This is a genomic window from Thiomonas sp. OC7, from assembly GCF_900634595.1.
GTDB lineage: Bacteria > Pseudomonadota > Gammaproteobacteria > Burkholderiales > Burkholderiaceae_C > Thiomonas > Thiomonas arsenitoxydans.
Genome location: NZ_LR131953.1, coordinates 1,066,381 through 1,079,047, shown reverse-complemented (window position 1 = coordinate 1,079,047; position 12,667 = coordinate 1,066,381). Strand labels below are relative to the sequence as shown.

15 protein-coding genes and 1 pseudogene are annotated in these 12,667 nt (G+C 68.7%); 9 read left to right on the top strand and 7 right to left on the bottom strand.

Annotation, left to right across the window (positions count from 1 at the left end; all coding sequences use genetic code 11):
• Positions 1-16: 16 nt before the first annotated feature.
• Positions 17-331 carry a cupredoxin family copper-binding protein gene (locus BIO17B3_RS05155; RefSeq protein ID WP_156053288.1) on the top strand — a complete coding sequence of 105 codons (315 nt, stop codon included), beginning with the start codon at positions 17-19 and terminating at the stop codon, positions 329-331.
• Here the strand turns inward: BIO17B3_RS05155 and BIO17B3_RS05150 are convergent.
• Complete coding sequence (locus BIO17B3_RS05150) at positions 303-1,658, bottom strand: MFS transporter (RefSeq protein WP_232054189.1); 1,356 nt, start codon at positions 1,656-1,658, stop codon at positions 303-305. The genes BIO17B3_RS05155 and BIO17B3_RS05150 overlap by 29 nt on opposite strands.
• 17 nt (positions 1,659-1,675) lie before the next feature.
• The gene (locus BIO17B3_RS05145; RefSeq protein ID WP_156053287.1) at positions 1,676-2,347 is read right to left on the bottom strand and encodes a metalloregulator ArsR/SmtB family transcription factor; all 672 of its coding nucleotides are present in this window, start codon (positions 2,345-2,347) and stop codon (positions 1,676-1,678) included.
• A gap of 157 nt (positions 2,348-2,504) precedes the next feature.
• Between BIO17B3_RS05145 and BIO17B3_RS05140 the strand changes: the two genes are divergently transcribed.
• From BIO17B3_RS05140 to BIO17B3_RS05115, 7 genes are all read left to right on the top strand, one after another.
• Positions 2,505-3,479, top strand: coding sequence for a MoxR family ATPase (locus tag BIO17B3_RS05140; protein ID WP_156053286.1), 975 nt, complete (start codon positions 2,505-2,507; stop codon positions 3,477-3,479).
• Between the two features lie 22 nt (positions 3,480-3,501).
• A complete protein-coding gene (locus BIO17B3_RS05135; protein WP_232054188.1) occupies positions 3,502-4,182 on the top strand; it encodes a DUF58 domain-containing protein in 681 nt (226 codons plus the stop codon).
• Positions 4,183-4,248: 66 nt separating this feature from the next.
• Positions 4,249-4,500 carry a hypothetical protein gene (locus tag BIO17B3_RS19190; RefSeq protein ID WP_232054187.1) on the top strand — a complete coding sequence of 84 codons (252 nt, stop codon included), beginning with the start codon at positions 4,249-4,251 and terminating at the stop codon, positions 4,498-4,500.
• A complete protein-coding gene (locus tag BIO17B3_RS05130) occupies positions 4,500-5,006 on the top strand; it encodes a hypothetical protein (RefSeq protein WP_156053285.1) in 507 nt (168 codons plus the stop codon). The genes BIO17B3_RS19190 and BIO17B3_RS05130 overlap by 1 nt, the downstream gene beginning before the upstream one ends.
• Positions 5,003-6,022: a VWA domain-containing protein gene (locus BIO17B3_RS05125; RefSeq protein ID WP_156053284.1), complete on the top strand. Its 1,020-nt coding sequence runs from the start codon at positions 5,003-5,005 to the stop codon at positions 6,020-6,022. Before BIO17B3_RS05130 ends, BIO17B3_RS05125 begins: the two co-directional genes overlap by 4 nt.
• Complete coding sequence (locus BIO17B3_RS05120) at positions 6,019-7,809, top strand: hypothetical protein (protein ID WP_156053283.1); 1,791 nt, start codon at positions 6,019-6,021, stop codon at positions 7,807-7,809. Before BIO17B3_RS05125 ends, BIO17B3_RS05120 begins: the two co-directional genes overlap by 4 nt.
• Positions 7,806-9,272 (top strand): BatD family protein, encoded by a 1,467-nt coding sequence (locus BIO17B3_RS05115; RefSeq protein WP_156053282.1) that lies wholly within the window; start codon positions 7,806-7,808, stop codon positions 9,270-9,272. The genes BIO17B3_RS05120 and BIO17B3_RS05115 overlap by 4 nt, the downstream gene beginning before the upstream one ends.
• 5 nt (positions 9,273-9,277) lie before the next feature.
• Here the strand turns inward: BIO17B3_RS05115 and BIO17B3_RS05110 are convergent, their stop codons facing one another.
• The 3 genes and pseudogenes from BIO17B3_RS05110 to BIO17B3_RS05100 all read right to left on the bottom strand — a co-directional run.
• Positions 9,278-9,562: a YbeD family protein gene (locus BIO17B3_RS05110; RefSeq protein WP_156053281.1), complete on the bottom strand. Its 285-nt coding sequence runs from the start codon at positions 9,560-9,562 to the stop codon at positions 9,278-9,280.
• Positions 9,563-9,629: 67 nt separating this feature from the next.
• Positions 9,630-9,857 (bottom strand): SlyX family protein, encoded by a 228-nt coding sequence (locus tag BIO17B3_RS05105; protein ID WP_156053280.1) that lies wholly within the window; start codon positions 9,855-9,857, stop codon positions 9,630-9,632.
• A gap of 156 nt (positions 9,858-10,013) precedes the next feature.
• Positions 10,014-10,124: pseudogene (locus tag BIO17B3_RS05100) on the bottom strand (PIN domain nuclease); the annotation flags it as partial.
• A gap of 208 nt (positions 10,125-10,332) precedes the next feature.
• Here BIO17B3_RS05100 and BIO17B3_RS05095 point away from each other — a divergent pair.
• Positions 10,333-10,785 (top strand): tetratricopeptide repeat protein, encoded by a 453-nt coding sequence (locus BIO17B3_RS05095; RefSeq protein ID WP_156053279.1) that lies wholly within the window; start codon positions 10,333-10,335, stop codon positions 10,783-10,785.
• 55 nt (positions 10,786-10,840) lie between these two features.
• Here BIO17B3_RS05095 and BIO17B3_RS05090 read toward each other — a convergent pair whose 3' ends face one another.
• Both BIO17B3_RS05090 and BIO17B3_RS05085 read right to left on the bottom strand, forming a co-directional pair.
• Positions 10,841-11,227 carry a copper-binding protein gene (locus BIO17B3_RS05090; RefSeq protein WP_156053278.1) on the bottom strand — a complete coding sequence of 129 codons (387 nt, stop codon included), beginning with the start codon at positions 11,225-11,227 and terminating at the stop codon, positions 10,841-10,843.
• Between the two features lie 60 nt (positions 11,228-11,287).
• The gene (locus BIO17B3_RS05085) at positions 11,288-12,658 is read right to left on the bottom strand and encodes a multicopper oxidase family protein (RefSeq protein WP_156053277.1); all 1,371 of its coding nucleotides are present in this window, start codon (positions 12,656-12,658) and stop codon (positions 11,288-11,290) included.
• Positions 12,659-12,667: the final 9 nt, after the last annotated feature.

Genomic DNA, 12,667 nt, shown 5'->3' with positions numbered 1-12,667 from the left:
TCTACAGGAGCTTGCCATGCGCAGACCGTTCATCAGAACCGCGATTCTCACCTTGCTCGTCTGGCCATGCTGCGTGTTGGCGGCCACGGTGCAGATTCAGATCAAGGGCATGAACTTTCATCCCGACACGGTGACGGTCGCGCCGGGAACCACGGTGACCTGGACCAACGACGATGCCTTCGGCCACACCACGACCAGCGACACCAAGCTGTGGGACTCGGGCGTGCTGGCACCGGGCAAATCGTTCAGCCACACCTTCGACAAGCCCGGTAGCTTTCCCTACCACTGCGCGGTGCACACCTTCATGACCGGGACGGTGACGGTGAAGTAAGTCGCGGGTGAGTTTCCTGCGCGCGCAGCAGCACCCAAAACCCTGATGCAGTTAGCAGCGCCGCGGTGAACCAGAACGCCGGGGCGATCAGCCCGGCAACCTGCGCAATGCCGCCCAACACCAGCGCGCCCAGGGCGTAGCCGGTATCGCGCCAGTAGCGGTAGGCGCCCAGCGAGGAACTGCGCCAGTTCGGGTGTGAAATGTCGGCCACTGCGGCGATGAGGTTGGGATAGAGCAACGCCATGCCCACGCCCATCACCACAGCGGCAGCCAGCCAGGCGACTGTGCCCGCGACCAGCGTGACGGAAGCCACGCCCGCCGCCAGCAGCCACAGTCCGAAAACGATGGTGGGCTTGCGGCCGATGCGGTCCGACAGCGGCCCGGTCCACAGTTGAGACGCGCCCCATGTCAGGCCATAGACCCCCGTGACCCAACCGATGTCCACCACGCTCAGGCCGTGGCCGTGCAGATACAGCGGAAACAGCACCCACAGCAGGGTGTCGGCCACCTTGTTGGCCACCCCGGCCTGACAGAGCGCAGAAAACGTGGCGTGGCGGAAGGAGACGAAGGCAAAAACCTGCAGCGAAGATGGATGCGCGGGCAGCCCCTCAGCGAACCTGGGCTTGAGGCCCTGATGTTTGCCGTCGGCATGGCGCTGGCTCTCGGCGCGCGCCCAGGGCAGGGTCTCGCGCACGAACAGCAGCGCGGTTCCGAGTCCTGCGGCAATCACCACCAGGGCGAAGCCCAGCAGGGCAGGGCGCGGCCCATAAAGCGTGGCGAGGTAGCCGGTGACGATGCCCGCCAGCCCTACTGCGGCATAGCCCGCGAACTCGTTGATGCCGGTGGCTAAACCGCGCTGCTCGGCGCGGGTGATGTCCACCTTGCTGGTCACCGTCATGCTCCAGGCGAAACCCTGGTTCACGCCGAGGAACAGATTGGCCGCGACCACCCACCACCAGTTGGGTGCGAAATAAATGAGCAGCGGGATGGGGATGGCCGCAAGCCAGCCCATCACCAGCACCGGCTTGCGCCCGATGCGCTCGGACAGCCGCCCGGCGACGAAATTGAGCATGCCCTTCACCAGTCCGAACGAAATGATGAAGCTCATCAGGTAGAGAAAGGACGATTTGGGCACGCCAAAGTCTTGCTGCGCCACCACCGGCAGCACATTGCGCTCCATGCCGATGACCAGGCCGACGAAAGCCACCTGCACCGCCTGCCAGATGAATTGGTGCAGGTTGATGCGGATGCCCTGCAGGTAGGGTTCGGGCGAGGCGGACGCGTTAAGGTCGGCTGTGCCCAAGCGGCTTGCGGACGGAGGGGACATCGCGCGGCGCATCGCTGTCAGGGCGCGAAGTCCTGCTCCAGCGGCAGCCCTGCGGCCTGCCATTCCGGCACGCCCTCGGCGATCTTGCGGGCGCGAAAACCGCGTTCGACCAGCAGCTTCACCGCCGCGTCGGACATCACGCAGAACGGCCCGCGGCAATAGGCCACGATCTCCTTGCTGCGCGGCAGTTCGCGCAGCCGCGCCTCCAGCTCGGGCAGCGGCAGCGAGCGCGCCTCGGGCAGATGCGCGGTGCGGTATTCGGCCTCCGGGCGCACGTCGATCAGTACCGCATCGCCCTTGCGCACCTTGTCCAGCAGGGTCTGGCTGCTCTCCAGCGTGAGACGCTCGGGGCCGGAGAACAAGCGCTGCATCACCACCTGCAGATCGGCCACATGCGCCTCGGCGACGCTGCGCAGCGCCACCCAAAGCGCGGCCACGTCGGCGCCGCTCAGGCGATAGATGCGGCTCTTGCCGTCTTGGCGCACCTGCACCAGCTGCGCGCCCTTGAGCACGCGCAGATGCGCGCTGGCGAGCTTGATGTCGATCGCGGCTTCGCGCGCCAGCGCCTCCACCGGCTTTTCGCCCTGCGCCAGAATTTCCAGCAACTCCAGCCTCTTGGGGCTGGACACGGCCGCGCCGATGCGGGCGACTTGTTCATACAGATTGTTTTTGAGTTCGCGTGAGTTCATGGAGAACAATCTAACGAACGCGCGAATGTTTGTCCATCAAGAGTTTCCATGAGGGCCCGCGTGCCAGGCTTCGGGTTCCTCCGCTACGTCGCGCTTGGCGAGACTTTTATGATCAGCCCATGCGCATGCGCTCAATGCGTTGAATTTCACAAACACGATGACCTACCCGCACCAGACCGAAGTCGCCGCCCTGCGCGAGCAACTCAGCACCGACATCGTCGGCCAGACGGCGCTGCTCGACCGTCTGGTCATCGGCCTGCTCACCGGCGGCCATCTGCTGCTCGAAGGGCTGCCCGGGCTGGCCAAGACCACGGCGGTCAAGGCGCTGAGCAGCCGGGTGCATGCCAGTTTTCAGCGCGTGCAGTTCACCCCCGATCTGCTGCCGGGCGATCTCACCGGCACCGAGGTGTTCAACCCCGCCGAAGGCACGGTGCGCTTTGTGCGCGGGCCGCTGTTTCACGACATCGTGCTGGCCGACGAGATCAACCGCGCGCCGGCCAAGGTGCAGTCGGCGCTGCTCGAAGCCATGCAGGAGCGGCAGATCACCGTGGGCGGCGTGAGCTACGCGCTGCCGCCGCTGTTCTTCGTGCTGGCCACGCAGAATCCGCTCGAACAGGCGGGCACCTATGCACTGCCCGAAGCCCAGCTCGACCGCTTTTTGCTGCATGTGCGGCTGGACTATCCGGCAGCCGATGAGGAGCTGCGCATTTTGCAGATGCATCTGCAGGCGAGCGACCCGGCGCGCAGCCTGGGCGGGGGCCCGGCGCAGGCGGTGGACGTGCCCACCGTGCTCGCGGCACGCCAAGAGGTCTTGCAAGTGCACGTGGCCGAGAGCCTGCAGCGCGCCATCGTCGATCTGGTGCGCGCCACCCGCGCGCCGCAGCAGCGCCTGCCGGGTATGGAAGGCGTGGTGGCTGCGGGCGCCTCGCCGCGTGCGGTGCTGGCGCTGGCGCATGCGGCGCGGGCGCTGGCCTATCTGCGCGGGCGCGATTTCGTGCTGGCCGACGACGTCATGGCGCTGGCGCCCGACGTGTTGCGCCACCGCATCGTGCTCTCGCTCGACGCCGGGCTGCGCGCGGTGAGCTGCGACGCGCTGATCGCCGATCTGCTGGCCGCCACCCAGTGGCCTTGAGCGCTGGACTGACGTGAAGGCGATGTCCGCAATTTGGCGGGGCGAAGCGGAAGACCGCCACGCACCGCAGGCTTCGCGTCCCTTGCTGCTGGCGGCGGACGCCGCAGCCCTGATCGCCCGGGCGCGCGGGCTGCGTCTGGCCGCGGCCTCTCAGCCGGTATCGCAGCGCGCAGCGGGCGACAGCCTCTCCCGCTGGACGGGGCGCGGGCTCGACTATGCCGAAAGCCGCGTCTATCAACCCGGTGACGATCTGCGCGACCTGCACTGGCGCCTGCTCGCGCGCACCGGCAGGCCGTATGTGAAGGTGCATCGCGAAGAGCACGCACCGGCGCTGCATCTGCTGCTCGACCTGCGTCCGGGCATGGTCTTCGGCACCCGCGTGCGCACCAAGGCCGAGCAGGCGGCGCGCATGCTGCTGCTGGCCTGCGCCGCGCAAGCTCTCGCGGCCGAAGGCGCCGCCGGTGCTGTGGGCCTGAGCCTTTGGCGCGGGCCGGTGCGCAGTGTTGAACTCGGGCGCGGTCTGTTGGCGGTGCAGCGCCTGGCGCAGCGCTTGCAGCAGGAACGCATCGAAGCGCTACAGGCCGATCACCTCGCCGAAGCGCCTGAAACCTCAGCCGGTGTTTTCGCCGCATGGGCGCTGCGTCTGGCGCGCACCCTGCCCGAAGGCGCACGCGTGCTGCTCGCCAGTGACGGTGCGGGGTAGGACGCCCCCGACATCGACGCCGCGCTCTGGACGCTGCGCAGCCGCGTCGAGGTACTGCTGCTGCGCGTGACCGATCCGGTCGAGGCGGGCCTGCCTGCAGACGCTGCGCTGGACGGTGCCATCTTCGTCGATCTGGCGCGCCAGCAATCCGGCCCCTGGCCCGATGCGGCAGCCCGCGCCGCTTTTTCGCGGCGCGCTGCGCAGCACCGAACCGCCCTGTTGGCCCGCTGGCGCGCCCGCGGCCTGCGCTGCATAGCCGCCGGAGTCGATCAAAGCGATGTCGCCGTGCTGCGGGCGCTGCGCGTGGCGGGGATGTGATGGATCGTCTGGCCGCGCTCGCCGACATTCTTCCGCCCCTTCCGCCAGCGCCGCTGCCGCCCGCGCCGTGGTGGCAGACGCCGCAGCCGTGGCTGGCGCTGGTCTTTGCGCTGGCGCTGTGCGTCTGGGTCGTGCTGGGCTGGGGGCGCGGGCGGACATGGCGGCTGCTGCGGGCGCAGGCTCGCGCGGTTTTGCAACGCGAAACGCAAGGGCCGCAGACCACGCAGCTGGCGACGGAACTGGCAACGCAGTTGGCGACCCATCTGGCCGCGCAATTACGCCTCGCCTTGCCGGAGGCTGACTGGCCGCAGCCCCTGCGCACCGCCTTCGATGCCCTGCGCTTTGCCCCGGCCAGCGCAGAAACGTCGATTGACCTGAAAGCCGCCGCGCAGACGCTCGAATCCGCCGCCACCCAAGCCCTGCGCGCCGCCTGGTGGGGCAGAGCGCGCGCCCACGCGGCCTTCGTCCACAGTTTGCAGCACGCTGCGTTGAAGGCCGTCCAATGAGCGCCTGGGCCGATCTCACCTCGGGCCTGGCCGTTTTGCAATGGGCGCAGCCGCTGGCCTTATCGCTGCTGCCACTGTCGGTCTTGCCGCTGCTGGCGGCGCGGCGCGCGCATCTGAGCGAGGCAGCGCCAGCGCCCCAACTGCTGCACCCTGATCTGCACGGCCTGCTGCAGGCGTCGCCGCCGCACCGCAAGCCCCGGATCGCGCCAGTGCTGCGCGCGCTGGCGCTGCTGGCTTTCGTACTGGCGCTCGCGCAACCGCAGCGCGAAGGCGCATGGATCGCCGCCGCGCCCGAAGGCCGCGACATTGTGGTGCTGCTCGACACCTCGCTCACCATGAGCCTGCACGACCTCACCTGGGCGGGCAAGCCGGCCTCGCGCTTGGCCGTGGCCCAGCGCGTGTTTGCCGACTTCGCCCGCGCGCGCCAGGGCGACCGCTTCGCGCTGGTGGCCTTCGGCAGCCATGCTGCCACCCTTCTGCCGCCCACCTTCGACGCCCGCGCCGCGGGCCAGATGGCCGGGCTGCTCGCCGTGGGACAGCTTGGCCCCGATACCGCTTTAGGCGACGCCATCGCTCTGGGGCTGCGGCAGGTGCGTCTGCAGCTCGACCTGAAGCCTATTCTCATCCTCTACACCGACGGCGGGCAGAGCAATACCGGCGCCATCAGCCCGGCCGACGCGGTGGCGCTGGCGCGGCATCTGGGCGTGCGCACCTACACCGTGGAAGTCGGCACCACCCCCGACCCCGGGCGCCCCTACACCGTGCCGGCCTACGGCGGGCCGCAGCCCGATCTGCGCCTCATCGCCGAAGCCACTGGCGGGCGGTTCTACTTCGCCGCCAGCGCCGGGGCGCAACAGGCGGCGGTGCGCGACATCGGTGCGCTCAATCCCCGGCTGCATCCCCCGCCCACGCGTCGCGCCGTGCAGCCGCTGTTCCTCTGGCCTTTGCTTGCCGGAGCGGCGTTGTGGTTGCTGGCGATGTGGGCTGAAAGCGCCGCACCCAGGAGCCGCAAATGACGACTTGGGATGTGCTCCTCACCCAGCCCTGGTTCTGGGCGCGGCCCTGGGCCTTTGCCCTGCTGGCCGTGCCGTTGCTGCTGGCCGCGCTGCGGCTGTGGCGCGCGCGCAGTGTGCGCGCCGGGGCGCTGGCCTATGCCGACGCCGCGCTACTGCCCTTCGCCACCCGCCTGCCGTCGCCGCAGCGCTTGCGGCGCGCGCTGGCGCTCGACCTGCTGCTGTGGGCGCTGCTCGCTGCCGCCGCAGCCGGGCCGCGCCAGCCGGTGAGCGGCGGCGAGGCGGGCGGGCTGCACCGCATCGCCGTGATGGTGCTGATGGATGCCAGCGCCGACGCCGCAGCGGCGACCGCAGCGCCTATTTCCGCGCTGGAGCAGCAGCGCCTGCTGCTGGCTGCGCTGTGGCCGCAACTGCGCGGCGAACGACTCGGACTAATCGCTTATGGCGCAGCGCGTCCGGGCGGACCGGTGGGCGCAGCGCAATTGCTGCCGCCGACGAATGACCCCGCCCTGTTCGCGCACGCCGCGCAGCAGGCCCGCCCCGAAGTGTTCGCCGACACGCCCGCTTCCACCGCGCTGCCCGGCCTGCTCGCCCTCGCGCGCCAGCGCTTGAAACAACAAGCCGAGGGCGAAAGCGGCGCTGTGCTGCTGCTGGCTGGTGCAGGCGTTCCAGTGCCCGCAGACTTCGACGCCAGCGCGGTGGGCGAGTCTTTACACCGCGCCCGGCTGCCGCTATTCGTCCTCGCCCTGCCGGGTCTGCCGCCCGAGAGCGCGGCGCTTTTGCGCGCAGTGACGCAGATCAGCGGCGGCGGTTTTGCTTCCGTGACCGCAGGCCAGACCGGCGCGGACAACTGGAACGCGCTCTATGCGCGCGGCATCGCCCGCCTGCCGGTCGGGGCAACTGGTCGGGTGCAGCAAATCACCGCTTGGCGCGAGCTTTACGGCCTGTTCCTGCTGCCCGCATTGGCGCTACTGTTCTGGCGCGAGCGCCCGCGCCGCGTGTCGCCCGCCGTGGCCCTGCTGGGCTTGGCGCTGGTGCTCGGTCTGCCCCTTGCACCGCCCGCGCAGGCGCAGCCGCCCGCCTTGGTTTCGAGACCGGACACACTGCGCGCCGAACACGCAGCCTGGCAGGCCTGGCAGCAGGGCGACTTCGCGCGCGCGCAGGCGCTATATGCCGCCTTGCCCGGCTACGCGGCCCGCATGGGCGAAGGCGCAGCGGCCTATCGGCTGCGGCAATTTCAGGTTGCGGCGCAGGCCTTCCACCGCGCCTTGCTGCAGGCCGACACGCCCGAGCAGCGCTTCGCTGCGTTCTACAACCTGGGTGATGCCAGCCTGCACCTGCCCGGACGCACGCTGGAAGCGGTGCAGGCGTTCGACGCCGCGCTGCGCATCCGCCCCGGCTATGCCAACGCCCTGCGCAACGCCCGGCTGGCGCAACGGCAGTACGAAATCGAGCATCCGCCGAGCGATCTGGTGGGCATCGCCAAACGCGCGCCGCCCATCCACCACTCGCGCTTCGGCCAGCAGGGCTCGAACACGCCTTCGCAACTGCGCCGCAAGCCGCCCAAGCAGGCTTCGGCGCCGCTGCAGCAAACCGCGCCATTGGCGCCCGGCGGGCAGCTCGCCACGGCAGGGGCAACCGCCGCCGTCCCCGCGCCTTGGCAACCGCCTACGCTCGACTGGGCCGGGGCCGACAAGCGTTTGCAGCTGCTGCGCGACGCCAGCGCCGAACTGCTCGCCCAGCGCGCCGCCATCGACACCCGCGCGGCCGCGCAGGAGGGCGCACGATGACCCTGGCCCGCCCCCTCGCCGCGCTGGCCCTGAGCCTCGGCCTGCTCGCCGCCGCGCGCCCCGCCGCCGCGCAAGCCAGCCTGCAATGCCGCACTGAGCCCGCTGCCGCCGTGCTCGGCCACCCGTTGCATTGGACGCTCATCGCGCGCGACCTCGCCGCGCCGCTGCCCAGCTTCACCTCCGCGCAGTTCGCGCCCGACTGGCTACTGACCGACCAGCAAGGCGCCAGCGGCAGCACGGACGGGCACAGCGAGCAGACCGCCACCCTCACGCTCTACCCCCTGCGCAGCGGGCGTTTGCCCCTGCCCGCCGTGCAAGCGGGCGGCGGGCGCTGCCCAGCGCAAACGCTCGATGTCGCCGCAGCCGCCAACGGCGAAGCCCCGCTGCAATGGCGCACCCGCATGACGCCCGCCCGTCCCTACGCGCTGCAAGCGCTGCGCGTGGAACTGTGGACCATCGGCGGCGGCAATCTGGCGTGGACGACGCCGCAGCCGCGCAGCGCGCAGGCGCAGATCGCGCCGCTGGCCGACTCGGTGCGCAGCGAAGTCATCGACGGCGCGCCTCAACTCGTGCAAGTGTTCGCCTGGCGTGTGCTGCCCTTGCAGGCTGGCGAGGTGACTATGGATTTTGGGCTGCTGCGCGCCCATGCCTTCGGCAGCCTGCGCGTTTACGCCCCGCCGCCGCTGCGCTTTACCGCGCGGGCGTTGCCGCAGTGGTGGCCGGCCGACGGCCTGATCGGCGCGCCGCAGTTGCAGGTGCTCTCGGCCCCGGCCCAACTGCCCTTGGGCGACACCACCGCGTGGCGGCTGCGCTTGTCCGCCCCCGGCCTCGACCGGGCGCAGGTGCTGCGCGTGGCAAACCGCTGGAACGCCGCGCTGCCCGCCCGTTTCGGCCCTGCTGGCGTGCAGGTAACCCGCACCCAAGAACCCTCCGCTGAAGCAGGCGACACCTGGGACATTACCCTTTACCTGCGCCCGCAAACCGCGGGCCGGCTGCAAGCGCCGGCCCTGCGGCTCGACTATTTCGATCCCCGCACCGAACTACCCGCCACCGCGCGCTGGGTGCCGCCACTGCTCACCGTGGTCGATGCCCGCTCGCTGCATATCGCCATCGGCCTGGGCGGCGCCGCGGCGCTGCTCTTGCTGTTGTTTGCGCTGCGTGCAGTGGGCTGCTGGGCTTGCCGTAGCTGGCGTGAGCGCCGCGCGCTGCAAGCTGTGTGGCAAGCCACCGATGCAGCAGCGCTCAAGCAAGCCTGGCTGGCATTGCCTCCCCGGCGCGGCCTGCCGCGCGCCGCTACCCTCGCGCAATGGCTAAGCGATGCAGCCCTGCCGCCGCCACATCCCCTGCACCCTCTTGCCGAGCGCCTGCAGCGCCATCTCTACGGGCTGCACGCAATGCCCGACTTCCCCGCGCTGCGCCGCGCTGTGCACGCTGCGTTGGCGGCGAGGCGGCGAAGCGATTGACGCCGCTACAGCACTATCTTCACCATCGGATGACTGGTGAGCGCGCGGTAGAGATCGTCGAGCTGCGCGCGGCTGGTGGCGCGGATGGTGCAGGTGCAGCTCAGATAGTTGCGCCCGCTGGAAGGGCGCAACTCCATCGTCGCCGGATCGAAGTCGGGCGCGTGTTGCAGCACCACGGCGGCAATCGCATCGGCCAGGCCGTCCACATTGGCGCCCATGATTTTGATGGGGAAGTCGGACGGATATTTGATAAGACTCTCATCGCCGGGCGGGGTGGAAATCGGATTCATGGCAACCTCAACAGAAATACGTCTGGCCGTGAATTATCCGGGCTGACGCGGCGCGTATCCGAGACCTTCAGTAATGCGGCGGCAACTCGTCCCACAAACTTGTGGGCGCTGAAGGCTGATCGTCCGCACGCTGGCGCTGCAACTGCGCGACCTCCCGCAACAACTGCGCGATCTGATCTTGCTGCTTGGCCACCAAAGCGTTGAGCGCGTCGAGCAGGTCTTCCGCATAACCGAATTTTTCTTCCAGCCGGGTCAGGCGGGCGTTGGTTTCAGCATCGGTGGGGGAAGGATTCATGGGAGTTCTTATTCAATTCGGCGCAGGAGCGAGCAAGACATTTGAGCAAATTCCCGCACGCGGCGATAAGCGCTCATGCCTCGCTCGGGATCGATGAGCTCGCGTAAAACGACCGACATCATTTCCGCGCCGAACGCCGTGGGTGCGAAGATAGGCTCAAAGCGCCTCGGCGCAGATGGTGGTCGGCGTGACGATGCGTGTGCGCCCGATGCGGCCATGTTGCAGCAGCCCGGCCCGCCGGTCGCACGTCACCAGGTAATCGGCCTCAGCGGGACATTACCTCAATCACACGCCCGGCTTTACCGAGTCGGCCCTGACGAGAGTCAGCAAGCCGAGTTCTAGCCCTACAGCGTTTGCTGACTTTCGTCTCAAATTTTTTTGATTCAGTGCTGCCGAAACCAACCGCCGCTGCCGATCGCCTTTCTTGGCCTGTAGTAAGGTAGAAAGCTCATCGGCTCCTCTGCCCTGCTCTCCCATGCTGACCATCCAATCAAAACACCTCGCCTCTCTTTTCGCCGCCTTTTTGCTGGCCCTGAGTACCGCGCAGGCGGCTACGCTCGATCAGGCGTCTGCCTTGCTGGATGCGGGGCATTTGACGCAGGCTGACCACGTCTTCGCGCAGGTGCTGGCGGATCAGCCGCATTCGGCGCAGGCGCACTATCTGGACGCGCGGCTGCTGGCCGCAGAGGGCAAGTGGCCGCTGGCGGAGCAGGAGCTGGAACTGGCGCGTCGCCTCGATCCGACCTTGAGCTTCGGGCCGCAGGAGCAGGTGCAGGCGCTGGCCAACGAGGTGCTCAAGCACCAGTGGAAGAACCCGTCCGGGTTCGCGGGTTACGGACAGGCCGCGCTGGCGGCGCTGTTCGTGCTGATTTCGGGCTATCTGGTCTTCGGGGTGATGCGCCACCGGCGCCAGCCGCCCAAGGTCTGAGCGGCGGCGCCCTGCGCGGCCAGGCGACAGCGGGCGGCCGGGCGATTTCTCCCCATCAAGGTTTGCGTTTCAGGGTGAGGACGGTGTAGGCGCCGTCGATCTGCTGCGCACTGAATTCCACCGTGTCGCCGACCTTGAGGCCATCGAGCAGGGCTTTGTCGCGCACCCGGTAGTTCATGGTCATCGCGCCCATGCCCAGCGCGGGGATGGGGCCGTGGCGCAGGGTGATCTTGCCGCTTGCGGCGTCGATTTTGCGCACTACACCTTCGGTCTGGTGTTCGCCTTGCGCGCCGGATGCAGCGGGCTGCATCATCTGCATGTGTTGCGCCATGCCTTCGGGGGTGGAATGGTCGTGGTCAGCGTGGCTTGGCGCGGCCAGGGCGGGCGTGCAGAGTGCTGCGGCCAGGGCGAGAAGGGAGCAGGTTTTCAGTGACTTGTTCATGGTGGGTTCCTTTGCAGGGGTTGAAGAAACAAAAAGGGGATAGGGGCAGGGCGAGGGCGGTCAATGCGCATGCTGCTGGGGCTTGCGCACTTGCAGCGTGTCTTGGGTGGCTTGGGGTTCGGTGGGGTCGGTGCGCGCGGGCGGCAGATCGGCGGTGGGCACGGCGTGGGCTTGGGTGCCGGGCGGCATGCGGTACCAGCCAGGGTCGCGGTAGTCGCCGTGGGCGAGGTCGTCGCGCACTTTGAGCACGCTGAACATGCCGCCCATTTCCACCGAGCCGTAAGGGCCGCGCCCGGTCATCATGGGCAGGGTGTTGTCGGGCAGGGGCATGTCCATCTCGGCCATTTCGGCCATGCCCTGGCTGCCCATGGCCATGTAGTCGGGCAGCAGCTTTTGCAACGCGGGGGTGAGGTCGTCCTGCTGCACGCCGATCATCGTCGGCACGCTGTGGCCCATGGCGTTCATGGTGTGGTGCGATTTGTGGCAGTGGAAGGCCCAGTCGCCAGGGTTGTCGGCGATGAACTCGATGGCGCGCATCTGCCCCACGGCAATGTCCACCGTCACTTCGGGCCAGCGCGCGCTCTTGGGCACCCAGCCGCCATCGGTGCCCGCCACTTCGAACACATGGCCGTGCAGGTGGATGGGGTGGTTGGTCATGGTGAGGTTGCCCATGCGGATGCGCACGCGCTCGCCGGTGCGCGCCACCAGCGGGGCGATGCCGGGAAAGGCGCGGCTGTTCCAGGTCCAGAGGTTGAAGTCGAGCATGGTGTTGACCTTGGGCACGCTCGACCCGGGATCGATGTCGTAGGCGTTGATGAGAAAGGCGTAGTCGCGATCGACCGCCATCTGCCGCGGGTTTTTGGGGTGGACGATGAACAGGCCCATCGCGCCCATGGCCATCTGCACCATTTCGTCGGCGTGCGGGTGGTACATGAAGGTGCCGCTTTTGCGCAGCTCGAATTCATAGACGAAGGTCTGGCCGGGTTTGATCTGCGGCTGCGTCAGCCCGCCCACGCCGTCCATGCCGTTGGGCAGGATGAGGCCGTGCCAGTGCACCGTGGTGTGCTCGGGCAGCTTGTTGGTAACGAACAGGCGCACGCGGTCGCCTTCCACCGCTTCGATGGTGGGGCCGGGGCTGGAGCCGTTGTAGCCCCAGAGCTTGGCCGTCATGCCGGGCGAGATTTCGCGCACCACGGGTTCGGCGACGAGGTGAAATTCCTTCACGCCGTCTTTCATGCGAAAGGGCAGGCTCCAGCCGTTGAGGGTGACGACCGGGTTGTAGGGCCGGCCGGCGTGGGGATGCAGCGGGGCTGCGGTATCGGCGCTGCTGTATTGATGGGGTTCGGGTGCGGCGGCCAGGGCGTTGCGGCTGGCGGCGCCTGCGGCGACGAGGGCCGCGGCAGCGCCGAGAAAATGGCGTCGGGTATTCATGCTGTGAAA